Source organism: Sphingobium sp. RS1 (assembly GCF_056156825.1).
Window position 1 is genome coordinate 1,938,323 of the sequence record NZ_JBLZXE010000002.1, and the last position, 25,307, is coordinate 1,963,629.

The window sequence follows — 25,307 nt, forward strand, 5'->3', positions numbered from 1 at the left end:
GGAGGAACGCCGGGCCGGAAAGCCGTTATCAGTCGGCCGGCGGGGGCGGCGGCGGGCCGTCATGACCAGGACCACGCTGCCCCGGATCACGATGGCCCATCGGGCCGCGCATCTGCGGACGGGCTGCCTTGAGTTCGTCGGCGGTGACGAAGCCGTCCTTGTTGGTGTCGGCCTTGTCGAACATGGCGAGCGGGCCGGCCATAAATTCCGCCTTGGTGACGGTGCCGTCCTTGTTCGCGTCGCCGAAGCCGGGACCACCGGGGCCACCGCGCATCATCATGCCGCCCCGACCGGGACCGCGATGACCGCCCCTGCCCCAGCCGCGCCCGTCGCGTTCGCCAGGCTTGCCCGCCTCGGCAAGGCGCTCGTCGCGCTTTTCGGCACGGGCCTGATGACCGGCGGTGAATTCGGCCTTGCTGATCTGGCCATTTTTGTCGGTATCGAGCGCGGCAAAGCGTTCGTCCAGACGCTGCTGGCGCTTGAGATCGCGATCCTTCTGCGTCAGCTGGCCGTCATGATCGACGTCCATCTTCGCGAAGCGGGCTTCGAGCGCGGCGGTCAGTTCCGCCTTGCTGATCTTGCCGTCCTTGTTGGTGTCGGCCATTGCGATCAGGCCGCCACGCGGGCCGGGGCCACCATCGGCGCCGGGCTGGGCATAGGCTAGATGCGTAGCCGCGAGGCCGCCGACGAACAGCGATCCGACCGCGACCGAAGTGAAGAATTTGCCAAGCATGTCATGTCCTTCTTGAGCGTCTTGCTGGACGGCAATGCGCCGTCCTTGAAACCGTTTATGAAGGCCATTTGTCCCGCAGATATGTCAGGTCAGGCGGAGAAATGTCGCAATTTGTATTCTGCTTTCTGATGTTTGCCTTCTGCGCGCCGTCGGCTGTTCCAGCGGCAGAGGGCTTCAGCCAGCGATGATGGCGCGCGCGCGGCCGGTTGCGGCCTGCGTATCGACCGCCAGTTTCTTCACTTCCGCCGCGACGACGGAGAAGCCGCGGCCCGCATCGCCGGCGCGGGCAGCCTCGATCGAGGCGTTAAGGGCAAGCAAATTGGTCTGGCGGGCAATGCCGTCGATCGCATCGACGATACCGCTGACTTCGCCCAGCACATGTTCCACGACGTTGCGACGATCGCTTTCCTGCTGACGCAGGCGTTGCTCGGCCTCTTCACGGGCGGCAATGGCGCGGTGTTCTGCGCTGATATCGTTGGCGAATTTGATGACGCCAGTCTGGGTGCCATCCGGGCCGATGATGGGGTTGTAGCTGCCCCTGATCCAGACCTGTTGCCCGCGCGCGTCCAGGCGGCAATAGGCGCCGGTGTCGAAATGGCCGGACAGGAGGTGCTGCCAGAAACGGGCATAATCCTGCGAGCGGGCATAGGCGGCATCGCAGAACATGCTGTGGTGGCGGCCCTGCACCTCGTCAAAGCGATAGCCGAACAGCGCCAGAAAATTGTCGTTGGCGCCGGTCACGCGGCAGTCGCGATCGAAGGTCACGATCGCCGTCGAGCGATCCATCGCCCGAAAGATCGTGGCCGCTTCCAGTTCAAGCCCATGCACAGAATATCTCCATTGCGGAGCATATGCCGTGCAAAGGTTAAACTGTCGCTAACCCCAAAAGGGAAGCTGCGGCGTGAATAGAGCCTGTTTGGAACATGCGCGAAAGAGCGCATTTTCGATGCGGCACCGGCCGTCAAACGAGGCACGTGATTCGTTTGAACCCCACCGACCGCCCATCAGGATAGCATGTCTGGGCGGTCGGGTGGGGGCGTGAGCCGGTGCGGATGCGCCAGAGGCGCATTTCCAAACAGACTCTTAGCGGTCGCGCCGTCCCAGCAGACGAAGCCGAAGCGCGTTGAGCTTGATGAAGCCGGCCGCGTCGCGCTGGTCATAGGCGCCGGCATCGTCCTCGAACGTCACGACCTTTTCGCTGTAGAGCGAGTAAGGCGACTTGCGGCCGACGACATAGACGCCGCCCTTGTAGAGCTTCAGGCGGACGGTCCCCGTCACCTTTTCCTGGCTATAGTCAATCGCAGCCTGGAGCATCTCGCGCTCGGGCGAGAACCAGAAGCCGTTATAGATCAGCTCGGCATATTTGGGGGCCAGCTCGTCCTTCAGATGCGCGGCGCCCCGGTCGAGCGTCAGCTGCTCTATGCCGCGATGGGCGAGGTGATAGATGGTGCCGCCCGGCGTTTCATACATGCCGCGCGACTTCATGCCGACGAAGCGGTTTTCGACCAGATCGAGGCGGCCGATGCCATGCTTGCGGCCATATTCGTTCAGCGTTTCGAGCAGGGTCGCGGGCGACATGCCCACGCCGTTGATCGCCACGCCATCGCCGCGCTCGAAATCGATGGTGATATATTCCGGCGCGTCAGGCGCGTCTTCCGGGTTTACCGTGCGCGAATAGACATAGTCCGGGGTTTCTTCCCACGGATCTTCCAGAACCTTACCTTCCGACGAGGTGTGCAGCATGTTCGCGTCGGTCGAGAAGGGGCTTTCGCCACGCTTGTCGCGCGGGATCGGAATCTGGTGCTTTTCGGCGAACTCGATCAGCTTGGTGCGGCTGGCCAGATCCCATTCGCGCCACGGCGCGATCACCTTGATGTCGGGGGCGAGGCCATAATAGCCGAGTTCGAAGCGGACCTGGTCGTTGCCCTTGCCGGTTGCGCCGTGGCTGACCGCGTCAGCACCGACCATCTTGGCGATCTCGATCTGGCGCTTGGCGATCAGCGGGCGCGCGATCGAGGTGCCGAGCAGATACAGGCCTTCATAGAGCGCGTTGGAGCGCATCATCGGGAAGACATAATCCTTCACGAACTCCTCGCGAAGGTCATCAATGAAGATATGCTCTTCCTTGACGCCCATCAGGCGGGCCTTGGCACGCGCGGGTTCCAGCTCTTCGCCCTGCCCCAGGTCGGCGGTGAAGGTCACCACTTCGCACTGATAGGTCTGCTGAAGCCATTTCAGGATCACGCTGGTGTCTAGACCACCGGAAAAGGCGAGGACGATGCGGTTGATCTTGTCTGACATGGGCTGGGCGATTCTTCCGTTAACAGGGCGCGGTAATGACCGGCGCGCCGGTAACAGCCAAGGCAGCAAAGCGCAACAAAAGCCGCACGGGAAAAGGGACGGAGGATCGGCTGATCCTCCGCCCCCATCAGGGATATGGTCCTGCCTTACTTGGCAGGACGCGGGCGCAGGAAGCCCGAAGACGCCCGCTGGCTGCCGAAGCGATAGACGGTCTGGCTGCGATCGACCGCAGGCACCGAGGCAGGTTCGGCATGCATCGTCTGCGGCGCCGGCGCGGCAACCGATGCCATGTCACGCTGCGCGATCAGATATTTTGCGCGGCGCAGGCGCTTCGTGCGGGTCCGGAACGGATTGTCCGCACTGGGCGCGGCGGCGACCATCGCTTCCAGCGTGGCGTCCTCGGCGAGGCGCGGGCTGGCCGGGGCCATGGCGGGGCGGGATTCGGCCGACATGACGGGCGCCGGGGCGGGCGACAGGGCCGGCTGGGCCATCGCTGGCATCGGCGCGGCAGGTGCGAGCGCGGGTTCATAAGCCGGAGCAACGTTCAGGTCGTCAACGCTGTCTTCATCCCTGCGACGACGGCGCACAAGGGCTGCGCCACCCAGGCCCAGCAGCAGAAGCGCGCCGCCGCCCAAAGCCCACAGCATCGCCTGATCGGTACGCACCGCCATATCGGCTGGCGCTTCCGTGGCAGCAGGCGCTGCTTCCGGTGCCGGTTGCGTCATCGGCGCTACGGGCGCGGGTGCAGGAGCAACGACCGGCGCAGCCGGGGCTGCGGCCGCTTGTGGGGTCGCCGTCCGTTCGGCGGTGCGTACCGAATCGGCTGCCGGCGTGACACGCTCAGCCGTGCGGGCAGCCGTGCGGGCCGCAACACGAGGGGCGGCGACAGGTGCGGACGCCTTTTCCGCCTCAGCGGCAGCCTTCGCGGCAGCAATGCGCTCGTCAATCGGCGGCGTGGCTTGCACGACCGGCTGGCTGGGAGTGAATTCCATTGCGGGTGCCTGCGCGGCCGGGGCTGCCGGGGCAGCCATGGACGGCGCGGCGGTAGCCGGTGCCGTTACCGGCGCGGCATCAGGAACGGTGACCGGTGCCGCAGGGGCAACGGCGGTCGGCGGCGCAGCAGGCACGTCGACAGTCTGGGCCAGCAACGGGGTTGCAGTCAAAGCCAGAACAGCGGCAATCGCGGCCCTGGCGGGGCGGTTTGAGCGAATATTTCCAGTCATAGCAGGAGGTCAACGACCCACTGCAAAAATCAACGCAATGCCCGACGCCAAATCACGACGAATTGTTACAGTTGAGCGTCAAGATGAATATGCTGAACAGATGTTCATCTTAACATGAACAATGCATTTATAGAATCTGCCACAACATGTTCAAGTCAAGGATAATGGACTTCGAGATTTATTGTTGATCTTCGCGATCGCGTTTGGCGCCCGCCAGAAGGGCGGCACGACGCTCTTCTTCGGCGGTATCGGCCATCCGCTGCGTCTTGGTCCGGCCGAAGCGCGCGCGATTTTCCTCGGCCGCCTTCATCTTGTCGGTTCGCGCCTTTGCCTTGCGCGCCTGACGCAGGTTAATGATGTTGCTCATGCCCATTCCTTCGCGGCTGTCTGACCCACATCGGCCGACCCGTATCGGCCGAACCGAAACGACCGCAATCTCGTCATAATCTTCACCCCCGCCCCTTGCCAACCGGCATCGGCTGTCGCCATGGTCGGCGCTTTCCCTCCCTTCAATCTCCGGCCACATTCCGATGACCAGCATTCACGACGTCGCAGCGCTCGCCCAGGTATCGATCAAGACAGTGTCGCGCGTCGTCAACAAGGCGCCCAATGTCAGCCCCGAATTGCAGGCACGGGTGGATGCTGCGATCAAGCAACTGGGCTATCGACCTAACCAGTCGGCACGGCGGCTGGCGGGCGGCAAGTCCTTCATGATCGCCTTCCTCTACAACAACCCTGCCCCCGGCTATGTCAGCCGCATCCAGATCGGCGCGGCATGGCGTTGCCGGGAACTGGGCTATCATCTGGTGGTGGAACCGATCTCCATCGGCGGGGAAGAACGGTTCGAAGTGCTGGAACGGCTGGTGGGCGCGCTGCGGCCGGACGGTGTGCTGCTGGTGCCGCCGCTGTCGGATGATGAAGGGTTGCTGGCCCAATTGGCAGAGATGAATCTGCCCTGCGCCCGGATCGCCGGGTCGACGGTCGCGGCCAGTTTCACCATCCACACGCCCGAGCGGGCCGCCGGCCGTATGGTCGCCGACCATCTCATCGGCCTTGGCCATCGCCGCATCGGCGTCATCACCCCGCCGCCCACCCACCGGGCAGCACTGCGCCGGGTCGAGGGGTTTCGCGACGGGCTGGCGGCGGCCGACATTGCGGTCGAAGACAGCCTGTTCGTGGAAGGGAAGTTCGATTTCGCGTCCGGCATAGAGGCCGGCGAAAAGCTGCTGGCCTTGCCCCAGCCACCCAGTGCGGTCTTTGCCACCAATGATGAAATGGCGCTGGGCGTGCTGACGCTGGCGCACCGGGTGGGCCTGCGCGTGCCCGAGGATTTGTCGGTCACCGGCTTTGACGATACCAGCGCCAGCCTGACATCCTGGCCACCATTGACCACGGTGCGGCAGCCGCTCGAAGATATGGGCCGCTGCGTCATTGATGCGCTGGCCAAGGGGCCGGTCGATGCGCCGGAATTTCTCTTCACGCTGGTGGAACGGGGCAGTTCGGGACCGCCCGCATCCCAGACATAGGGTCAGAAGCGTCGGTTGACGCTGATCATGAAGGTGCGCGGTTCACCCGGCGTCGTCCGTGTCAGCGATCCCGTCGGGAAATAGCGGGCATTGAGGATGTTGCGGACATTGGCCTGAATCGACCAGTCGTCCATGCTGTAGAACAGCGCGCCGTCCAGCAATGTATACGCCTTGAGCAGGAAGGGCGCCGTCGCGCCGGTGACCGCGGAGGCCGTGCTGGCCATGCGATTGCCTTCCCGATGGACGCCCATCCCGGCGCCCAGATTGGCCAGCGCGCCATTCTGGATCGTGTAACGGGCCCAGAGATTGGCGATGGTGCGCGGGATGGAGCCCAGACGCGACCCGACGCGCAGCCGGTTGTCGGCCGTGACGACCGCGTCCAGATAGGTGAACGCCCCGGTCAGTTCGATGCCAGGCGCAGGCCGCCAGGCCGCTTCCGCCTCCACGCCGCGCGTCCGCTGTTCGCCGGTCAGCACATAGACGTTGGGCAGCACGGCGTCGGCGGTCGCGACATTGGCGCGCGTCAGTTGGAAGATAGTGACCATGCCGGTCAAGCTGCCATCGGCACGCGCCAGCTTGACCCCGCCTTCATAATTGACCCCGCGCTCGGGCGGCAATGGCGATCCGTCCGCTGACCGGTAGCTGCCCTGCGGGTTGAAGGATTTGGCGTAATTCACATAAAGCGACGCCCAGTCGGTGACCTGGAAGGTGGCGCCGGCTCGCGGGCTGAAGGCGTTATCCTCCACCTGCGCACCGACCGTGCCGTTAGTAACAGTGCGACTGGTCGCCTTGTCCCAGCGGCCGCCGATCGTCAGTGCGATCCGCTCCCCGATCTTGATATGATCCTGAACATAAAAGCCGCGCTGGCGCGTCCGCGCCGCATTGCTGTTGGGCGTCAGCAGGGGATTGTGGGTGCTGACCGTGCCATAGACCGGATCATATAGGTCGAGCGCATAGGGCATGCTGCTGTCGTAGAGATTGATATCGTGCGCCGACCGGCGGCCATAATCCACACCCAGCAGCACATAATGGTTGAGCGGGCCGGTATCGAACCGCAGGCTGGCATTGGTATCGACCCGGAAATAGGTGCCATGCTGGTCATAGGGGCCGTAAAAGGCGCGGGTCACCGTGCGATAATCCGACGAGATGCCGGTGATGAACAGCCAATTGTCCCAGCTATTGTGGAAATCCTGATAGCGCAGCGCCTGGTGCACCGCGACCGCATCGCTGAACTTGTGGTCGAACACATAGCCCAGGCTCCAATAGTCATTGTTCTGGACGGCCGGATACTCAGTGTCGTTGATCGACAGGCGGCGGCTGATCTTGCCGTTGGGATTGGGCAACGCGGTGCCATAGGCGGTGGTCGGCGACCAGGGATTGATATGATCGTCGACATAACGCCCAAGCAGGGTCAGCGACGTGTCGGCATCCGGCTTCCATGTCAGCGACGGCGCCAGGAAGATGCGGCGCTGGCCCGATCCATGGACGAAGAAGTCCTGATCGCGCCAGACCAGCGGCAGGCGGGCGAGCATTGTGCCGGCCTCATCAAGCGGGCCATTGGCATCAAGGGTGATTTCCTTGAAGTCATAGGAACCACCGGCAAGGCCGATGTCGAGAAAGGCGTCGTCCTGCGGCCGCTTGCTCACCAGATTGACGAGGCCGGAGATCGGCCCCTGCCCGAACAGGCCCGACGCCGGCCCCTTGATGACCTCCACCCGTTCCAGGGCTGTCATTTCCGTGGTGCCATAGCCGGTATCGTCGAGCAGGCCATCCAGATAGGTCGCACCGCTCGACGCATTGAAACCCCGGATGTTGAACCCATCGAAAAAGCCGTAATTGTTGCTGCGCGAGACGCCCGCGACATTGAACAGCGCATCGGCAATCCGGCGAACGCCTTGCGCCTCCAGCAATTGCTGGGGCACCACCGAAATGGCCTGGCTGCTTTCCAGGGGCGCAATGTCCGCCTTCGCCGCGACGGGCGCGTCCAGCAGTTGCGCCGTTACGGTGATGTCGTCACGCGCTGCCACCGGCGCAGCGTCTTCCGCGGCCACCGCGCGACCGGCCAACGGCATCGACAACAGCGCGACCATGCTGACGGAGAGTGTGGAAAAGCGGTTCATGCCTGCCCCCTTTTGCAGATGGATGAAATCGGGGCGGACCTAATAGGAATGATTATGACTCGCAATATCATATTTCAAATATTGCCGGATATTGCCGCCGGACAAGATAGCGGGAGGCGCCAAACAGCGATCGCCGCATCAAGCCAGACGGGCAAGATTCGCACATTGCGCTCCGATGGAAGCCACCGAGCGCGCAAATCTGTGATGAATTCTGGAATTGCTGGAGCGGGTAGCGGGGATCGAACCCGCATCACAAGCTTGGAAGGCGTGTGAAGTCGCGGATTTACGCGGTTTTTCTGTTTGGCCTGCTGGCACATTCCCGGATCATACCGAAAACAATCAGAAAACATCTGGCAGCTTTACCGCACCGTTACCGCAGGCTTTGATGCCAGGCCCATCGTCAACGCTTGAGCGGGGAGCGGGGATCATTCGCCGACATCCATGCTAGCAATGTCTCGCCGATGAGGACGCACCCTTAGCGAATCACCCTATTTTCGCCCACGCAAGTCGAGCGGCGACGCGGAAATGTTGATATTTCGTGGCAAGAGAAATTTATTTTTTGTCTGACATCACCCCACTTGCCTTTTGGGGGGGCAAGGCAAGTCCGCGCGTCGCCCATACCCCGTCGGCGAGACGAGTCATTTTGTCGACGGAAGGTTTCACCATCCTGTCATGACGCGATGATTCGGCTCTTGATCCGGTCAATAGTTGGAGGCACTATCTGTGGTATCGGGTCAACGGGGGTCACCCAACAAATTGTGATGAGACGGGCCGCTTGCGGTCCCTGACCCTGCGCGCCTGCCTCTCACAGCATCGGAGTTAAGAGTTGATAGGATCAGCCATGCCGGCCCTGTTCGGCAGCAATCAAAAAGAGGGGCGCACAGCCATGCCGCACGCCCCTTAAGTAGATTCTCGCCACAGAATGCGGCCCCTGTGGTGGGGATGCGCGTTGATGGAGAACCGTTGCACAAGTGGGAATACCACAACTCCATTCACGCGCAACTCTGTAGCGGCCGCCTGCCTTGAAAGGCGTTCGACATGATGATCGACATCCCTCCTGGGAAGAAGTTGGTTTTCCGTCCTTACGTCACGATCAAGGGCAAGCGTGTCTATGCGAAAGCATATGGCAAGCGCGCCTTTCCGATCCTGATTGACGGTTAACCGAACTTCTTCCGCACCAGCCACCATCCGGTGGCTGGTGCATCTGGAAGGCAAGGCTGATTACCGCTAACGTGAAAGGAACTAAAATGCCTAAGTCCAGTGAACCAAAGAAGACAGTTCATCGCAGCTCTGAGAGCAGGCAATTCGTGACGAAGCGCTTCGCTGAGACGCATCCGCGTACTACCGAGCGCGAGCGCGTCAAAACGGGCAAGTGAAACAAATGTGGGCGGCCCAGGTGGCGCACCCAAATTTCTGAAGGCCACAGATCGGGCACGTTTTGCTGAAGCGTGCCCGATTTTCCATCAGCCTTCCAAGCTTTGCCATGATTTTCACGACATTGGGCGATAGCGACGTTTTGGAAGCTTTGCTTTTTGACCCAAGTAACGAAATTGGACAGTTTGAGTTCATTCGGTAAATGAATTGCAACGCAATCTATCGGGACGGTGTCATGATCGGGAACAGCAGGCTCAATGCCGCATCTACCAGCTATATGTTCGTCGACGCCGGCAGCTTAAATGCTGAGATAAAGCTTTTCGGAGAACGGTACTTCAACGACGGAAGCATCGCGCTAGCCTGGCACAATCTAAGAGCTACCAACAGGAAAGTTTTCTACTACGATGCTATTCCGGTTCAGCTGGCCGATGAAAATGATGTTGATTATCTAGCCCGCGTTGCCCCCAAACGCGCTGAACTGAAGTTTATCGAGCATATGCCAGGTTTCCACGTTCGGACTGGAGATGTTCGCCATCGGCGGAAGCGTGGAAACGAACAGAAAATGGTCGATGTGCACTTAGCGGTTGACGCCCTTTTGATGGCAGCAAGGGGGCTTTTTAATTCAGTTACAATAGTCACTGGAGACCTAGATTTTCGACCGCTGATTGCGGCATTAGTAGAGATCGGAATTGACGTTCACCTGCTCTATCCGAATGGCGTGACCAACGAGGAACTGATCGCAGCGGCTGACGTCGCTTCACCACTTGACGACCAGCAAATCGCTGCTTGGCTCGACACGGCGATAAACAAAGTGTCCTTGCCAAATATGTCGCATTACAGCCGGATGCCGGGAAACATTTTGCGCGGGCTGCAAGATTCTTGCCGATCAAGTTGGACGGACGAAAAGTATGGCCCGTGTCAGCTGTTTGAGCTTTCTGAGCGATGGATGGTGCTGACCAACGTGTCCATGCCCGTAAGTACGGACGGCCTAGAAATTACCTGTCCAGATCGACAGACACTCGGGGCTTGGGCCAAGCATAATTTGGGACTAACCGTCCCAGACTAACCAGCCTTCCAAGCTCTGCATAATCCAGCATTTCCGGGCGCCATGGTGTAAAACGGCCCAGATTGCGCCCTTTCACGATCAATAGCTTAGGCTGGCGCTGTAAACCGGATTCCCCTTTGTGTTGGTGGCAACGGAACCCCGGCCATGCGAGTTTCCTCCTTACAGGAGGATATGATGCCCGACGTCGAAGATCTGGACGACAAGAGCCTTATCGATATCTGGAACGCCGTTTCCGATCCGGAAAACCTCACGGAATACGAGCAGGCCGTGATCGCCGAAATGGAGCGCCGCCAACTCGACTTCTAAAGGAGCGCCGGCCCGGCCGATGGCGCGCCTTTCTTCCGGAACCAGGGCGCGTCTGTGTGGTCCACAATGATGCGGTCTGCGGGATAGGGCCGGTCGAACCGATACAGATCCTCCAGCGGCGCATGCAGCCATGTGTCCCAATCCGACGGGTCCAGTATCACCGGCGAACGGTCGTGAATGTCGGCCAGCTCCGGCGCATTGTCCGTCATCACGCCGGTATAGACCGAACCCCATTCATCGCTGACCGACCATAGCCCTGCCCAGGCGAAGATCGGCTGATCCCGAACTGACAGCCACGTCTCCGTCATATGCCCCGGCTCCCCCACCGCCTCGGCATAGCGCGCCGTCGGGATCAGGCAGCGGTTACGGGGATCGACCGCCCACCGCTTCCAGTAGCTGCCCAGCTTATCGAACCGCGCATTATTGACCGGCTTCGGTTTCAGCGCCTTTCCCGTCTTCTTGCTCTTCTGTGGCAGCGGAAAACCCCAGGTCATCTGCTCCAGCACACGCGCGCCATCGTCCAGGCGGATGACCGTTCCCGGCTGCGCTGGATGTGTTTCCATCGGGCCTTCATTGAACCGCGCACCACGTCGAGCACCAAAGAGGTTCAGCACCCTGTCGGTCTGCCCGCGCTCTGCCCGATTACACATGATTGGAAGGTGGTTCACACCCAGAAGAGAGTCAACCGACTCCCGTTTGTTCTCATTTCGTTCTATAGCATGGCATCGAATCGTGGAGACGAAACATGGGTTATGAACTGCTGCCGAAGGGCACCAATTACGCAGAATGGAAGGACGCCTGTAAGGTATTGAACCGTATCCATTTCACCGAAGAGGATGCGGAACAGGGCATCAGTCTGCTGCGCCTTGGCACGGCTGACAACCCAGCCCTGGATCAGTTTGTGGCTCGCTTTCAGGATCATCAACGCGAATTCGTGATCGCATCCCTGCGCACTCGTGAAGCGATGCTGACGGACGCTGAATGCAACGGCTTTAATCTGAAAGCCAAGCAACCGGAGGTCTATGCTTCGATGCTGACCGGCCCTCTCTTCCCGGAAGATTTCGGGGTGCATCGGTGATGGACATCACGGATATTCGCGCAGCGGTTGCGGACGGGCTGGAGCAGCGTGATATCGGACTGCCATCCTTTCGCCAGGACATTCGGGATGGGCGTCGCGACGATACGCCGTTTATGGTCGGCGCGCTGATATTGGCACAGGTGCAGGCTCTGACGCCGGCAGAGTGACGTGCGCAGTGAAGGCAACATGATCTATACGACTGACCTTTTCGAGGCGGTCATGCATGATGATACGATCGAGGTGCGGTGCGTCTGCGGCAAGGTTGGCCTGTTCTATCCAAACGGGCTGTGGTGGCGTTTTTATCGCAAGCGGTGGCCGTACCGTTACACGGAAATGCGGCCGTTCTTTTACTGCACATATTGCCTCAAGATGACCGGCAGTCGCGTGAGGCCGAATCACGTCGGCCGCACATCGTCGCCTGCAATCATTGACCTTCCGGTTCCGGGCGAACGTGAGTGGAAGAATATGATCAGGCTGATGAGAGGCGGATAATGCTGAACGAATGGACCGACCGCGATCCTGAACCTCGCCAGCCGCAGCGGTGGCACACGTTGGCGATCGTCGTACTTGGCGCGCTGGTGCTGTGGGGGCTGTGGTCGGCTATTGTGGACTGATCGGACAAATCCGCGCCATGACCATCGTAGCCGCCTGAGCAGCCGCGCGGGCGTTGTCGCAGGTGGCGAGGTTGTGCGCGCAGCCGGTGAGCAGGAGGAGGGGGAGGAGGCGGGTCATGGCTTCTCCTCCGGTGGCGCGGCAGGCGGCAGCTTGGCGATCAGCTGCTCATTCATCGCCTCGCCGCTATCGCGCGCTTTGAAGGTGCCGATCACGCCGATGAGGCCGGTCACCGCCGCACCGATGAAACCCAGCGCCGCGACAATCTGGGCCAGATGCGTATCCGGCTCCACGACGATGCAGATGATGGCTGCGACAATCGACATGATGACGATGGCTGAGAGGGTCGCCAGATAGGCGATGACGTTGTGGCGGTTGTTCATTTCGCTCGCGCTCCCGTCTTCTTCTCCAGCCAGTCGATGAACTGGCCAACGGTTTTCCCTTTCAGGATCGTCGGGTTGGCCTTGGTTGCCGCCGTACCGGCCAGTGCCTCAGCGCTGGCAGTTAAGGGCGCACCAATCACTGCGCCGGCCGTCAACGCTCCAAGGAAATGCGCTGCATATAGAGAGGCGCGGTTGATCGGGATGCTCTTTCCGCGAAGATAGGCCGCGTTCTTGGCCGTGAAGGTCTTAGCACGCGTCAGTTGTTCATCGGTCGATGGCATAAGGCCGCCGAACGCCTTTGACATGTCAGCGCCCCACGCGCCGCCTTCACCCAACCAAGTCGATTTGATAAACTGATAGAGGCCCGACGCGCTGGACGAAGCCGCCTTGATATAGGGCCGGTCACCGCTCTCGATCTTGGAGAGCATTGGCCAATAGTCATCGGGCAGGCCTGTCGCGGGAGCAGCCTTTGGCGGCGCCAGCTTGTCCAGCATTGCGATCGTGTCGCGGCCTGCCCAGCCGTCTACAGGGGATAGGCCGGTCCGCTCCTGAAACAGCCGCACAAAATCGTCGTCAGATATGGTTGCCATCACTCGCCCCCCTTCGCGTGGTATCGTTCAAGCCGGGTAATCCGGCGGTCATAGTCGGCGAACCGGGTGTCCTGCGCTTCCGTCTGAGCCTTCTGGCGCTCATCGATCCGGGCAAGGGTCTGCTGCATGTCGGTCACACTGCTCGCCACCCAGAACATCGCCCCCGTGATGATGACGGCGGCGCAACTGGCGGCGATGCCGGCAAGCCATTTGAGGGTAGGGCTGTTCACCTTGTCTCCATCTTCCGGGACCGCCCCATTCAGGCGCGCTACAGCGCGCTCCAGTTGCCCGAGCTGGGGTGCATACTCAGCAAGCGCCATTGCCGCCGCCTGCTCGGCCATGATCTTGACCTGCGCAGCGGTCGCCGGATCAGAGAGCGGCATCATCCTTTTCCCGTCACTGCGGACAGAGTGCGCGCATGGCCATCGCGGCGTTCATGATGGCTTCACAGGCGCCGGGCGTGTCGGGCAGGTAGCCCAGCCAGCCGACGATAAGGGCGATGTCGGCGTTCGCCGAATAGCCGTCATCCGGGAAACCTCCGATACGGAAGTTGGGCGACTGCGAAACCACGCCTGCCGGCATCGTAAACTCGTCAGTCGGCACTAGGCTGTTACAGAATATCTGCGATTTACGGTCGGAAGCTCGATTGCAGAACATGGCTGCCGCCCAGGAACCCACTTGCGCGACAGAGTTGGCCCCCACCATGATAACGCCAGAGCCATGCTGAATGCCGAGCTGTCCGCTGGTATTCTGGTAAAGGCCAGTGCGGCTGCTCGCCGTCGTCCCTTGTCCGAAGATACCATTGGGGGCAGTGAGGTCAGTGGCGCGAAAGATCGTTAGGAAGCTGTAGCCCGGCGCATTCAACAGGTCGCCGTTCGCCGGCGCCACCATTTGTAGACCTTCCTTGAGGTGGCCAGTACCGGCGCGACTGCAGTTCCAGTAGCCGAGCTTAGAGGTCGTCGAATCTACGCGGGTTGTCGTGGCGCTGGAAGCGGGTAGGACGTAATATTTCCGATCGTCCAACCCGTCCTGATCCGCGATCGGGTCGCCAGCGACCCCGAGCGGGCGACGGCCTGGCTGCGCCCACATGTACAGCAAGTCGGCCCGAGCCGCGCAAATGGCCTCCTCCAGCGCAAATGCCGTCTGTGGAAGGGCAGGAGTTCCGGGGACGGCAACGCCGCCAGCCAGCACGGTTTCGATATGGGCAAGGTCGAAGGCCATAGAGATAAGTCCTTAAACGAGGGCAACTTGCTGCTGGATCATCCAGCCGGAGACGATTTTTCCGGTCACAGCGCATGGCCATGCGCTATCGTCGCGCAGGTTGACGCGTGCGCCAGCGGGATCAGGCGGCGGGTTGACACCGCCCACCAGCCCGAGCCGGAAAAGTGGGTGGCGGGCCAACTCTGTGGCGGCATGATTGATGGTCAGAATGTTGCCTGTCAGCGACATGCTGGTGATGGGCACATCCCCCATATCATCTACCATCGATGCGCCCTTGAGCCCGTCGAGCATATCGGGAACCTGATCGGTATCGGTCGTCATCGAGCCGGTGCCGCCAGATATCGTCACCGTCGTACTGGTCGCGGTCGTTAGGGCGGCGGCTCCGTTAGCGACTTGCGGTTCGCGATAGGTGCCGCCGGTTTCGATCAGCCGGGCTATGGCGTAGGCCGTAGCCGAACCGAGCACGAAATTTGTTTCCTGAAGCAAGTGCGTCGGGCCATCATAGCCCGGCGCCATCACATTGATCGGCAGGCCCACCGCTTCGCCATTTCGGATGAGGTCAGCCTGCGCCAGCGTGGCCATGCCTGTATTGCCGTTCGGCCGCTGTCCGCACTGGTGGATGATCGAACCGATCCACGATGCCCCGATGCCGGCCGTCTTCGCCTGGAGGCCGGCCATGATCGCGCGCCAGCGGACTTTCCACGTCTCGGCCGTGGTGCCGATACCGTTATCAGCCTCACCCTGGTTGGTGATGACCACTACGTTGAGCGACAGCCCCCGCAGATCGGCCTGCACCTTGGCTGCATCGATGACCGCTTCCATCGACTGGTAATGTTCACTGGCCGCCCGGATGAGGATCGGATTGCCGTTGCCGTCGAGGGCAAGGTTACCGTCTCCGTCCAGCTGATACTCAGCCGGCGAGAAGTCCACGATAGGGGTGCCGCCCGTTCCAACGACGACGCCCAGCACATGAGACAGGGGATGCAAATGCTCCCCGACAAGGGCCAGTGCACAGCTTTCGACAAAGGTCTGCGCGAATACGCGATTTCCCATGTGACCAGCACCACGAAGCGGAACGATCCGCTGAAGCTGGATCGGGTCGATGACATTATCTTTGTTCGCGGCCTCTGGCATGAGTTGCAGCGGACGCGGCCCGCGCTCAGCACCATCGATCGCGCTGCCATCGAACTGCCAGGCCCGTTCGCAAACCAGATCGCGCCACAGCGGGCCCACGCGCGCGGCGTTGCTCTCGGCGTATCCATTAGGGAGGCTCTGGCCGATGAAGAGCGTCAGAATCATCTGAAGCCCTGCGTTGGCGAACAGAGTGGTGGTCCGCCACTTCCTACGCTGCACTTCACCTCGGGACATAACATAGGCAAAACCATTGCCACCCGCGATGAGCGTCGACGCATAGGGGCCGCCTGTGATCGGGGCCATGATCGCGGTGCTCCGCTGAACCCATACCTGCGAGCGGACCAGCCCTGTAATGGTGCCGGCGACAGAAACGGTAACAGGGACGCCAGCCAGAAAATTGTCGGTCGGGCCAAAGCGGAGCAACGCCGCGTCCGCAATGCGCGTCACGCGCCCTCCGGAAACAGCCGCCGCGCCGCGCCCGATCTTGGGCACGGCATAGAATTTGGGCGTCAGGTCCGTGAATAGCTGCCCGCCCGAGGCGATGACGCTGCGGTCGACGCGCCCGATCTTGGGCACCTTGAACCCTGTCCGCTCCTTAACAGCGCCGACGACCTGCGCGCCGGGAACCTGTAGCGCCTCCTTCGTCGCGCTGCTGGCGCCCTTGGTGTAAAGGTCCAGCCCCAGACCATCAGCGGATGGCACGTAGAACTGACGGCCGACCGGCAGCGCCGCATCCGCCTGCGCTTCCGCCACCGTCTTGTACGTGCCATAGGCCGCCGCGCCCGCTGCAATCACCGCCACCTGACCGCGCAGTGCGTCGGCAGATATGGCCGCCTGCTCCGCGCGCTGACGGTCACCGGTTGCGCTGGCGGCCTTCTCCTGCGCCACCTGCGCGGCGTCCTGAGCGGCTTCAGCAAACGGCACGCCCCCTTCGCCGCCCCATTCTTTGATCTTGTCGATCATGAGGTCGGTGTCTGCGCGGGGGATCAGGCCTTTATCGGCAAAGCGCTTCTCGACCCCGTCGCCAGTCGCACCCCGCTCGCTGATCAGCAGATTGGTCGTTTCGGCAACTATGTCAGCCGCAGGCAGATCGATGACCGCCGGCGCAATCTCACCCGGTGGCAGCGAGCTGCTGATCTGGGCATCGACGGGCCCGGACCAGCGGCTTGTCGAGCCGCCATAGGTCGTCTCGATAACCTCATAGACCAGCGACGCGTGGCGTGCCTCCTCATAGATGGCATCGCACTGCCCCGATGTCAGCAGAAACAGATAGACCATGCCGTCAACGCTCAGCACGCCGCTAATCAAGATGATCGGCTCCTGCATCGTGGCGCGGCGCACAACCAGCACGAAGCTGCGCCCCGTGAGATCCTGCGCGACGCCCCCAGGCGCGAGCAGGAAGCGAACAGCGCGAGGGCTTGATGCCCAAATCGTCAGGGCGGCAGACAGTGCCCGGAAGACAGTCATGCAGCACCTCCCGACATGCAGACGGAGCCGCTGACGCACAGCGCGCCAGCGGGCGGAAAGCCCCTGTCATTCATGATCATCATCCTCTTATGGTCAGGCGATCCTGCCCGAAGCGGTCACAGCCGCTGGGCGAGCATCAATGTGGATCGGTTGAGGTTTGTCGGCACGGTTGCCATTCCGCCGGAAACGGTGGTGGCAACATCCTGCGTCGATCCGTCGTCAAAGGTGTAGCGCACGGTCATCGTGCCATCCGGCACGCCGCGCGCGCCCCAATTCAACGTCAACTGATCGGCCGCACGCGTGGCCGCAGCCCCGCTCGTCCTGATTGCCGAGGTTGCCTTGCCGCCACTTTCTCGCTGGGGAATGCCGACCAGAAGCGTGAAGTCGACGCCCGCACCCACCGCCAGATAGTTCCAGCGCAGGGTGGCCGTGACATTGGTGCCGGACGATACGGTCGCGGAAGCTGAATATCGGCGCGGAGTGGCATCCAGGCCGCTCAGCACGGTTCCGGTCTGCCCGCCAACGCGGATAACCATATTGGTCGTGTTCACGCCGGTTAGGGCGCCCGCGACCAACGCCAGATAGGCGCTTGCTGTCCATGTCTCAGTGCCGGCCGCCGATACGGCGGGCTCCAGCGCCAACGTGATCGAGCCGGCGGTATTGGCGATCCCGTGATAGCGGATCGTGAAGTAATCGATGCCGTCGATCGAAGCCAGCGCCACCACTTCGCGCGTCAGGCCGCCATTGCCGCCGACGCCGATCCCGGTCGGAACCACGCCGCTGCCGGTGCCGATGGTGCCTACCGTGCCGCCGGCAAGCACGCTGTTTGCGATCTGGTTTGTTGCCGCCGGTTCGATCAGCAGGCCGCGCAGAGCATGGGAGGTTCGGTCATAGTCGAACCGGGCAGCGTCGGTCGTTTCCGTGACCAGCGTGCCGCTGGCGTTGGTGCGTGTGCCGGACGAGGATCGCGTTAGTGCCGCGCCGGGCGCCATGGCACCGCCCGAGAAGTCGAAGCCGCCGACGTTCAGTGCCAGCGGCCCGGTCGGGTCGGAAGCCACCCCCGTGGCACTATAGGCAACCGCCCAATAATAGCGCGGCCCGGCGCTGATCCCGGACTCTGTGATCTGGACGGTTTCACCGAGGGACGAGACGTGGTTGCCGCCGACCTGAACGGCACTGCTGAAGTCCGATGTGGAACCGGCATAGAAGCGCATATGTTCGAACGGCGCATATTCGGGCGCGCGCGCCGATATGGTGACAGAACTATCGGTCTGCGAAACCTTCGTGAGCGCCGTGGGCGGCGACGGTTGGACGGCGGCGCTATCGAACGTTACTGGCCCCAGCACCCGCCGGTCGGTTCGCGTCGACCCCACCAGATAGGATACGGCACCCCAATAGGTATTTGCGGCAACAAGCCCCCGAACGACAAATTCGGTAGTGGACGTATAGCCGCTGCCGCCGTTGATCCACAGCGCGTCGTTGTCCGCATCAGGGGCCGTCGCGCCGGCCGCATAGTCGAAGATAACCGCCGAAGCACCATCATCCTCGACCGCGCCGGCAAAGCGCAGCGTGGGAACCTGCGTGCCATTGCTGGTCACGATCTCGCCGGTCAAAGTCCATGCGCCAGCATCGGGCGCCGTATCCAGATCAGGTGCCAGCGGCTGATTGGCGACCGACTGGTCAACATACAGCGTCACGGGTGCGTAGACGTCTGCCGCAATCTCTCTCAGTACCCGTTTGCTCTTGCGTGTTCGATCGAACGACCAGCTGTCGATCCTGAATATCTTCCGGCCGCCAAAGCGGCGATCGGACGTCCAGCCGATCCAGTCGCCTTCCTCCAGCTCCATGAAACGCGGCCCAAGCGGGATAGTCGCGGTTGCCAGCAGGCGGCCAAGCCGGCGCTTATATTCAGCGACATATTGCGCCTGGTTGACCCGGCTGACAAATTGCAGCGAAAGCGTCGCCTCTCGCGGCTTCTTGTCCGCCATGACGTCGGCGACATCGCGGCGCACTGGCGCCGCATGATCCCCCCATTTCATCGACGGCTCGATGTAGCGGCCGACGACTGTATTTACCCACTCTTCATCGCGATCACCTCGCTGCAATTCATATTCGACCGGCGCATCGATCAGCAGGTCGGCATCGCTGATTTCCATCACCACACTTTGCGCATGGCCCGGTACGACTTCGATCCCCCCTTCGCGCTGGACGATCTGGCCGGCACAGGCCGCAGCGAACGTCTCTTCTGTGTCGATGAACCGGTCGGTCGCATAGATGACCGCGTCGCAGCGCCAGCGCCTCTGGCCATCCTCAGCGATTTCATCGCACAGATTTGCAGCGGCGAACATGCGCTCGGGCGGCGCCTCAACCGCAGACAGACCGCGCCCCACCAGCAGCATGTCGGCCTGCCCGACCCGGTCGCAGGCGTAGAAGCCACGTAGCCAGTTATAGCGGCCCACGACCAGATTATCGGACCATTCCCAGGTCGATGGGTCTGCCCAACGATGCACGCCCAAACCGCCGGCCACCGTGCCATCCTTGCGCGGATCGTACAGATAGGCGCCCTTGACGACGGGCAGGAATTGAGGCCGCCCCGCCGACCAGACCGGCTTTTTCGCGCTGCTCTTGTCCGCCTTGTACGCGGCTATGAACAGCGCGATCCCAGCGCAATTATCATCGGCCGTCCAGCTGCGCGTCACGCCATCGGACAGCATGGGGCAATTCAACAGCAGTTCCGACGGCAAGGATTGCGTTTCGGTGCCGGGCAGGAACCACACCTTCAACTGGCCATTATAGCCCGACACAGTGCCATTGCCCGCGTGGCTGACATATTTGTCATTGACGAAATAGCCGGACAGCGAATGGCAACGATGATCGGCAACCGCGATGATCACCATTTCCCAGTCGGTGCCGTTCTTTCCGCCGTAGTTGAACCCATCGAGCAGCGATCCCGCATGCGCAACCTCGCCGATCAGCGCATTTCGTGGCTGTTCGCCGATTTGCAGCGTCGCCACCTGCGCCTGACGGTTTGACTTGATTCCGGGGGCCAGCAGCTTGTTGAGGCCGATCGTGATTGCGGTCGTGATGACGAATGAAACGACCGTCCCGGCGAAGGTCGCGGCGAAAGCCGATCCGAACACCGCTGCTGTAATCGGGTCTGCACGCGCGGGCGAGGGCTGGAACATCAGCCCGGTTATCAGCGCGCCGGCCAGCAGACGGCGACGCAGGCGGCGTGTAATCGCCATCAGCAGCCCCTGACGGTCCAGGCGCGGGTCATTCGGCTGCGCGGCAATCGCATCTGCCTCACCATCCCCGGACCGACCAGCCTGTCGCCTTCTACGATCGCCAGCAGCGGCCCGTCAGGCATCATCACCATGGCGGCGTCAAACCGCTGCGCCATGGCGGACTCGATCGGCGTAAGACGCGACGATATCGCCGCTTCGAAGCCTCCCAGGCTGGCGATGACCGCGCGGGCCTGCGCCTCGTCCGCCCAGACCAGCCCGTCGATCGGATCATGCCCGGTGTGCGCGCGGATCACCGCTGCCGTGGCACTGACACAGTCATTCGCATCGCTCCCCCAGATGAAGGGCATGGCGATCCGGCCCTCGATTTCCGCGAGGGCTGCGCAGACATCATATCTCAACATTTTTACCCTCGCCCGCTGGTCAGCGACGAACTGGCCGAACTACGCTTGCCGCCCCAATAGAGCGTCTTTTCACCCGCAAAGCTGACATGCTTGCAGCCGCCATCATTGGATTTGATCATCCGCTGGTCCGCGTCCGTCCGCATCCGTGACCCCCGTCGGCCCAGGCCGTTGGCGGCCGTTTCCACCATTACCTTGATTGATGCCGTGCCGCCGGGCTGTTCGCTTCTGGGCAGCCTGTCGGCCGATCCTCGCGCAAAGATATGACCGTCCAGCAGGGCCTGTCCACTGCCGTCGAATGTCAGTTCCCACACCACTACGGGCGCGCCGCGTATCGCCGCAGTGTCGACCGCAGCGACAACATCCGCATCGGCGCCAGACAGGGTCAGGGTGATATTCTGCGCAGCGCCGCCCAGCGCACCGCCGCCAATCTCGATGAGGGCATTGGCGCCCAGACCGATAAAATCATGCGTCACCCCATCCGATGCGACCATGGACAAGATGCCATCCCCGCCCACGGCGAAGAAGGGCGTGTCGCCATGGATCTCGATCGCGCCGATCGACATGGCGGTCCCGTCAGCATAGGCGGCCAGCGCCGCCGCACTATAGGATTTCATGGCAACATGACCTGCACGGCCGATATCGTACCGCCACGCATGATGCCCATCCGATCCTTGGGCGCGAGCTGGCTTTTGTCCGCGCGCACCTTCATCAGGCAGACCGGATTGTCGAAATAGGCCACCGCGCCGCCTGGTACGACCCGCATGTCGATCGGCGGCTCGACCGTGACGGTGGACACACCACTGCCATTGGCGGTCCCGCCGGTCGTTACCCGCGCCAGAGCACGCCGATTATTGGTCCCGCCGGGCGCGGTGGCATTGGTCCAGCGCAGCCCGACATAATCGCCCTTCCCAAGGATGAAGCCGCTGGGCAGACCCTGCAATTCCACGTCCGCGTCGCCGTTGCTGGCAATCGTCTGCGACCAGCTGGTCGCCGCCCCGTTGAAACTGCCCCCGCCCGCGCGCGTCATCCCGGCAAAGCCGGCGCGGTAAGCCTTGGGATAGGGACGCTCCAGATCGCGGGCGAAGAACAGTCGCTGCATGCCGCGAAGGCCCGTATACCAGGCCCGAATTTCATCCGACCAGTCCGGGGTCAGCGTCTTGGAGATAGTCCATTCCGCTTCCCATTTCGGCGGCGCCCCGGTGATGCCGCCGATCCGGCCATTATCTTCCGGCGCGCCGTAATCGAAGCGCAGCAGCTCGAAATAATCCTGTGCAAAGCCCTGCGTCGGCATTCCGATCGGATAGGTCAGCGCCATGCATCAGCCCCCAAAACGAAGGTAGAGGCGATCGTTCGCCTCCTGAACGGTATTGAGCGTCCGGCTTGAGAAATTCCGGTCGATTTCATCCAGCTTTGCCTCGACGCGAGATAGCGCTGCCTGGTCGGCCCCGGTCGCATCGATCTGATACACCGGGGCATAGGTCATGCTTTGCCCGGTGCCAGCCATGGCGCGGCGCGTGTCGCTGGCCGTCATGACTTTGGCGCCTTGCGGCATATTGACGATTTCGGCGCCATTCTCGCCGACCAGCATTGCGCCGGCGGGCGTGTATTCATTGCCGATCGCGGACCCTATCAGCGCGCGGGGTGTCCCCAGTTGGGAGGCCACACCGTTAAGGTAGGACATGGACGATGCACTCACCCCGCCAAGGCCGCCGCCGCCGATCGATCCGACAAGGCCGCTGACCAGACTTCCGAAGAAGCCGCCGCCGCCCGATGTCGTCAGCCCGCTTCCGAACAACAGGTTTTTGAGCGGATTGAGCGCCGCCATCCTGAACATCTCCGCAAGGATGTCGCTCAGAACGCCCTTCACCCGGTCACCCCAGCTTTCAGCGCTGGTCGGATCGAACAGCCGGTCGATTGCATTTTCGCCAAGCCGCTGAAACTCTTCCTGTTGTCGGCGATATTCCTCGATCATGCGGTTGAGTTCGTCCTGCGCCTCCTTGGCCTTGACCAGCTCATTGACCTGATCGGCGGTCAGGGCCGGATACTGCCGCATGATATCCAGCCGATAGCGCTCAACCTCCAGCAGCCGCTCGGCCTCGTCGCGGTTGCGCCCGCGCAGCTGCCATTCCAGTTGCAGCAAGGCCGTCCCGGCAGACAGTCTCGATCGTTCCCCCTCGACGGCTTCGTTCAGGCGCGTATCGTCCTCGGCCTTCTTCCTTTCGCTGTCCGCCTCGGGCTTCACCGCATCCAGAAAACCGGGCAGAAATGCGCTGGCCCGCGCCTGCGCCTTCCAGTCAGCCGCCTGATCGTCCGTGATCAGCTTCTTCTCGCGCAGCGCGTCAATCTGGTCGATTTGCTCGCGGTAGCGCCGGGCTGCCTCGGCCACCGGGTCGAACCGTTGCTGGAGCGAAGCCAGGCTGCTTTCCAGATCGCGTTGGGCTTCGGCGGCGCTGCGAACCGACTTTGTGATCTCAACGCCGGCGCCATCGGTGGGGAACAGACCCTTGCGCGGGTCGACGGCTTTGCCGTTGACCATGACCTGATAGTCCAGATGCGGACCCGTGCTGCGGCCAGTATTGCCGGTCCGGGCGATGACCTCGCCTTGCTGCACCGTATCGCCCTTGGCGACGATGCTATTGTCGGACAGGTGACCATAGCGTGTCTTCGTGCCGCCGCCATGATTGATGACGACGAACTTGCCCAGACTTTCGCTATAACCGAGGGCCTCTACAACGCCGATCTGCGGAGCCTTGACCGCCGTGCCTACCGGTGCAGCAATATCGATGGCCGGATGGAAACTGCTGGCGCCGGGCTTGGGCGGCGTCCTGGCGCCGAAACCGGACGTGATCTTGCCTTCCACGGGCAATATGAATTGCGTCAGGGCCTGTGTCCCGGCGCGCAGGGCCTTTTCACTCTCGGCGATCTTCTTCAACTCATCGTCTCGGGCGCGCGTCAGTTTTGCAATGGCCTCTGCATCGCCCCGACCTACCGCGTCATTGATGCGCTGATCATAGTCGCGCTTGACCCGGCCCGCAGGCGACGACATCTGGTCGATGATCGTGCGCTGATACAGGCCCATCGCCGTTGTCGCGGCCGTCTCCTGCTCCGCGACCGCGTCGCGTGATTTGGCAAGCGCAGCCTCCAGCCGCTCGACTTCACGCATCGCCGCGACATAACCCGGATTGATCAGGTCGCCGCGCGCCGACATCTTCACATCGGCCGCTTTACGTTCCGCCGCGGCCTTCGCTGTCGCCAACTCGGCCTGTAGGCGCTTTTCGGTCTGGATCGTCGCTAGCCGTTCAGACTCCAGAAAAATGTAGTTGGCCCTTGCCTTGTCCTCCGCCGTCTGGATCGACTGCCGCATTTCGCGGTTCAGCGCTTCGACCGCATTACGATGCTTTTTCGTCGCTTCCTCGGCCGCCTTGCTGGCTTCCGCATCGCCCATCAGCTTTTCAGCGAGCAGGGCGGCCGCCGGGATCGCGACGCCCAGCGCTACGCCCCACGGCCCTCCCAAGAGGCGCGCGAAGGTCGCAAAGCGGCCAGCGCCTGCTTCCGCGCCATATGTCATCATTTGCAGATTGCCGATCAGCTGGGGCGCCTGCATCGAAAAGGCGCGCAGCGCGTCAGTCCCGCCATTCACCTGGACGAAAAAATCCTGCACCTGAAACCCGGCCTGTTGCAGCCCGCTGCGCATGGCACCTTGGGACACACCTATGCGGCCATGCGCGCCCGTCACCTCGTCCAGCGCCGCCCGCTCCAGGCGCAGCTTCGCGCAATATTCGTCAAGCGTGATGGAGCCGTTGGCGATCAGCGTCCGCGCCTCTGCCATCTCCTGATTGAAATGCTGTTGCGCCGCCCATGCCGGGTCGATCGCCGCGCGCAAGCGCATCGCCGACGACTCGTAACGCTCCTGTTCGGCAATCTGGTCGCGGAAGGCTCCGCGCGACAAGCCAAGCCGCCCGTTGGCACTGGTCACTTCGTCCAGCGCAGCTTTCTCCATGCGAAGCTTGGCGCAATATTCGTCAAGCGTGATGGAACCGTTGGCGATCAGGGCCTTGGCACCAGACATCTCGCTGTTGAAGCGCTGCTGGGCACTCCCAACCGGGTCGATCGCAGCACGCAAACGCTGCGCTGACGCCTCGTAGCGCTCCTGTTCAGCGATCAGCTCGCGGAATGCGGCGGCGCTGAGCCTAGCCGACCCTTCCTGCAATGAGGATAGCGAAGAGGCACCGGGAAGGCGCTCGGTTGCCCCGCCGGTCGCGACCGATCCGCTCGATGCCTCGATCTGCATTTGCAGGGCACTTTTCGGCATGATCGCGGCGATCTTCTGCGATGCAGCTGCCATCCGGCGCTCGGCCGACTCGAAATCGCTGGCGGCCTTGTCGAATGCGCGAGATGCACGATTGGCGGCGGCATCGCCGGCATCGCCCACTGCCTTGAAGTCGCTGACGACTTCTTGCCGGCCCTCGGTGCCGAGGCGGATCGCAACTTTGGGTTGTGCCACTATCAGCCTCGCTCGGTTCGGGT

Annotated in this window: 25 protein-coding genes; 8 read left to right on the top strand and 17 right to left on the bottom strand. The window is 62.3% G+C overall.

Going from position 1 to position 25,307, the window contains the following annotated elements:
* Positions 1-28 precede the first annotated feature (28 nt).
* From ACNHGR_RS11045 to ACNHGR_RS11065, 5 genes are all read right to left on the bottom strand, one after another.
* On the bottom strand, positions 29-733 hold the full coding sequence (locus tag ACNHGR_RS11045) for an EF-hand domain-containing protein (RefSeq protein WP_475286058.1): 705 nt from the start codon (positions 731-733) through the stop codon (positions 29-31).
* A gap of 174 nt (positions 734-907) precedes the next feature.
* A complete protein-coding gene (locus ACNHGR_RS11050) occupies positions 908-1,561 on the bottom strand; it encodes a methyl-accepting chemotaxis protein (protein WP_475286060.1) in 654 nt (217 codons plus the stop codon).
* A 255-nt stretch (positions 1,562-1,816) separates the two neighbouring features.
* Positions 1,817-3,034, bottom strand: a complete 1,218-nt coding sequence (locus ACNHGR_RS11055; protein ID WP_475286062.1) for an argininosuccinate synthase — start codon at positions 3,032-3,034, stop codon at positions 1,817-1,819.
* Between the two features lie 146 nt (positions 3,035-3,180).
* Complete coding sequence (locus ACNHGR_RS11060; RefSeq protein WP_475286063.1) at positions 3,181-4,182, bottom strand: hypothetical protein; 1,002 nt, start codon at positions 4,180-4,182, stop codon at positions 3,181-3,183.
* Positions 4,183-4,435: 253 nt separating this feature from the next.
* Positions 4,436-4,624 (bottom strand): DUF4169 family protein, encoded by a 189-nt coding sequence (locus ACNHGR_RS11065; RefSeq protein ID WP_475286065.1) that lies wholly within the window; start codon positions 4,622-4,624, stop codon positions 4,436-4,438.
* A gap of 163 nt (positions 4,625-4,787) precedes the next feature.
* Between ACNHGR_RS11065 and ACNHGR_RS11070 the strand changes: the two genes are divergently transcribed.
* Positions 4,788-5,783, top strand: coding sequence for a LacI family DNA-binding transcriptional regulator (locus tag ACNHGR_RS11070; RefSeq protein WP_184267259.1), 996 nt, complete (start codon positions 4,788-4,790; stop codon positions 5,781-5,783).
* 2 nt (positions 5,784-5,785) lie between these two features.
* Here the strand turns inward: ACNHGR_RS11070 and ACNHGR_RS11075 are convergent, their stop codons facing one another.
* Positions 5,786-7,903 carry a TonB-dependent siderophore receptor gene (locus ACNHGR_RS11075; RefSeq protein ID WP_475286067.1) on the bottom strand — a complete coding sequence of 706 codons (2,118 nt, stop codon included), beginning with the start codon at positions 7,901-7,903 and terminating at the stop codon, positions 5,786-5,788.
* Positions 7,904-8,941: 1,038 nt separating this feature from the next.
* Between ACNHGR_RS11075 and ACNHGR_RS11080 the strand changes: the two genes are divergently transcribed.
* From ACNHGR_RS11080 to ACNHGR_RS11090, 3 genes are all read left to right on the top strand, one after another.
* Positions 8,942-9,064 carry a hypothetical protein gene (locus tag ACNHGR_RS11080; protein ID WP_475286068.1) on the top strand — a complete coding sequence of 41 codons (123 nt, stop codon included), beginning with the start codon at positions 8,942-8,944 and terminating at the stop codon, positions 9,062-9,064.
* Between the two features lie 448 nt (positions 9,065-9,512).
* The gene (locus ACNHGR_RS11085) at positions 9,513-10,343 is read left to right on the top strand and encodes an NYN domain-containing protein (RefSeq protein WP_475286070.1); all 831 of its coding nucleotides are present in this window, start codon (positions 9,513-9,515) and stop codon (positions 10,341-10,343) included.
* A 174-nt stretch (positions 10,344-10,517) separates the two neighbouring features.
* Entirely contained in the window at positions 10,518-10,649 is a 132-nt protein-coding gene (locus tag ACNHGR_RS11090) for a hypothetical protein (protein WP_475286072.1), read from the top strand.
* Here ACNHGR_RS11090 and ACNHGR_RS11095 read toward each other — a convergent pair.
* A complete protein-coding gene (locus ACNHGR_RS11095; protein ID WP_475286074.1) occupies positions 10,646-11,299 on the bottom strand; it encodes an SOS response-associated peptidase in 654 nt (217 codons plus the stop codon). The two genes, ACNHGR_RS11090 and ACNHGR_RS11095, sit on opposite strands and share 4 nt — an antisense overlap.
* Positions 11,300-11,394: 95 nt before the next feature.
* Between ACNHGR_RS11095 and ACNHGR_RS11100 the strand changes: the two genes are divergently transcribed.
* The 4 genes from ACNHGR_RS11100 to ACNHGR_RS11115 are packed head-to-tail and all read left to right on the top strand — an operon-like array spanning position 11,395 to position 12,341.
* Positions 11,395-11,727: a hypothetical protein gene (locus ACNHGR_RS11100; protein ID WP_475286076.1), complete on the top strand. Its 333-nt coding sequence runs from the start codon at positions 11,395-11,397 to the stop codon at positions 11,725-11,727.
* Positions 11,724-11,894 carry a hypothetical protein gene (locus tag ACNHGR_RS11105; RefSeq protein WP_475286077.1) on the top strand — a complete coding sequence of 57 codons (171 nt, stop codon included), beginning with the start codon at positions 11,724-11,726 and terminating at the stop codon, positions 11,892-11,894. The genes ACNHGR_RS11100 and ACNHGR_RS11105 overlap by 4 nt, the downstream gene beginning before the upstream one ends.
* A 19-nt stretch (positions 11,895-11,913) precedes the next feature.
* The gene (locus ACNHGR_RS11110) at positions 11,914-12,219 is read left to right on the top strand and encodes a hypothetical protein (RefSeq protein WP_475286079.1); all 306 of its coding nucleotides are present in this window, start codon (positions 11,914-11,916) and stop codon (positions 12,217-12,219) included.
* Complete coding sequence (locus ACNHGR_RS11115) at positions 12,219-12,341, top strand: hypothetical protein (protein ID WP_475286080.1); 123 nt, start codon at positions 12,219-12,221, stop codon at positions 12,339-12,341. The genes ACNHGR_RS11110 and ACNHGR_RS11115 overlap by 1 nt, the downstream gene beginning before the upstream one ends.
* A gap of 114 nt (positions 12,342-12,455) precedes the next feature.
* On the opposite strand, the gene ACNHGR_RS11120 is transcribed toward ACNHGR_RS11115, so the two are convergent.
* From ACNHGR_RS11120 to ACNHGR_RS11165, 10 genes are all read right to left on the bottom strand, one after another.
* Positions 12,456-12,722 (bottom strand): hypothetical protein, encoded by a 267-nt coding sequence (locus tag ACNHGR_RS11120; RefSeq protein WP_475286082.1) that lies wholly within the window; start codon positions 12,720-12,722, stop codon positions 12,456-12,458.
* Entirely contained in the window at positions 12,719-13,216 is a 498-nt protein-coding gene (locus ACNHGR_RS11125) for a hypothetical protein (protein ID WP_475286084.1), read from the bottom strand. Before ACNHGR_RS11125 ends, ACNHGR_RS11120 begins: the two co-directional genes overlap by 4 nt.
* Positions 13,217-13,311: 95 nt before the next feature.
* On the bottom strand, positions 13,312-13,698 hold the full coding sequence (locus tag ACNHGR_RS11130; protein ID WP_475286085.1) for a hypothetical protein: 387 nt from the start codon (positions 13,696-13,698) through the stop codon (positions 13,312-13,314).
* A 10-nt stretch (positions 13,699-13,708) separates the two neighbouring features.
* Positions 13,709-14,533 (bottom strand): hypothetical protein, encoded by an 825-nt coding sequence (locus ACNHGR_RS11135; RefSeq protein ID WP_475286087.1) that lies wholly within the window; start codon positions 14,531-14,533, stop codon positions 13,709-13,711.
* 12 nt (positions 14,534-14,545) lie between these two features.
* Positions 14,546-17,134, bottom strand: a complete 2,589-nt coding sequence (locus ACNHGR_RS11140) for a hypothetical protein (RefSeq protein WP_475286089.1) — start codon at positions 17,132-17,134, stop codon at positions 14,546-14,548.
* A 116-nt stretch (positions 17,135-17,250) separates the two neighbouring features.
* The gene (locus ACNHGR_RS11145) at positions 17,251-20,379 is read right to left on the bottom strand and encodes a phage tail protein (RefSeq protein WP_475286091.1); all 3,129 of its coding nucleotides are present in this window, start codon (positions 20,377-20,379) and stop codon (positions 17,251-17,253) included.
* Entirely contained in the window at positions 20,379-20,780 is a 402-nt protein-coding gene (locus ACNHGR_RS11150; protein ID WP_475286093.1) for a DUF6950 family protein, read from the bottom strand. The genes ACNHGR_RS11145 and ACNHGR_RS11150 overlap by 1 nt, the downstream gene beginning before the upstream one ends.
* A 2-nt stretch (positions 20,781-20,782) precedes the next feature.
* On the bottom strand, positions 20,783-21,394 hold the full coding sequence (locus tag ACNHGR_RS11155; protein WP_475286095.1) for a hypothetical protein: 612 nt from the start codon (positions 21,392-21,394) through the stop codon (positions 20,783-20,785).
* Positions 21,391-22,095, bottom strand: a complete 705-nt coding sequence (locus ACNHGR_RS11160; protein WP_475286096.1) for a hypothetical protein — start codon at positions 22,093-22,095, stop codon at positions 21,391-21,393. Before ACNHGR_RS11160 ends, ACNHGR_RS11155 begins: the two co-directional genes overlap by 4 nt.
* A 3-nt stretch (positions 22,096-22,098) precedes the next feature.
* Complete coding sequence (locus tag ACNHGR_RS11165; RefSeq protein ID WP_475286097.1) at positions 22,099-25,284, bottom strand: M23 family metallopeptidase; 3,186 nt, start codon at positions 25,282-25,284, stop codon at positions 22,099-22,101.
* Between the last annotated feature and the right edge of the window lie 23 nt (positions 25,285-25,307).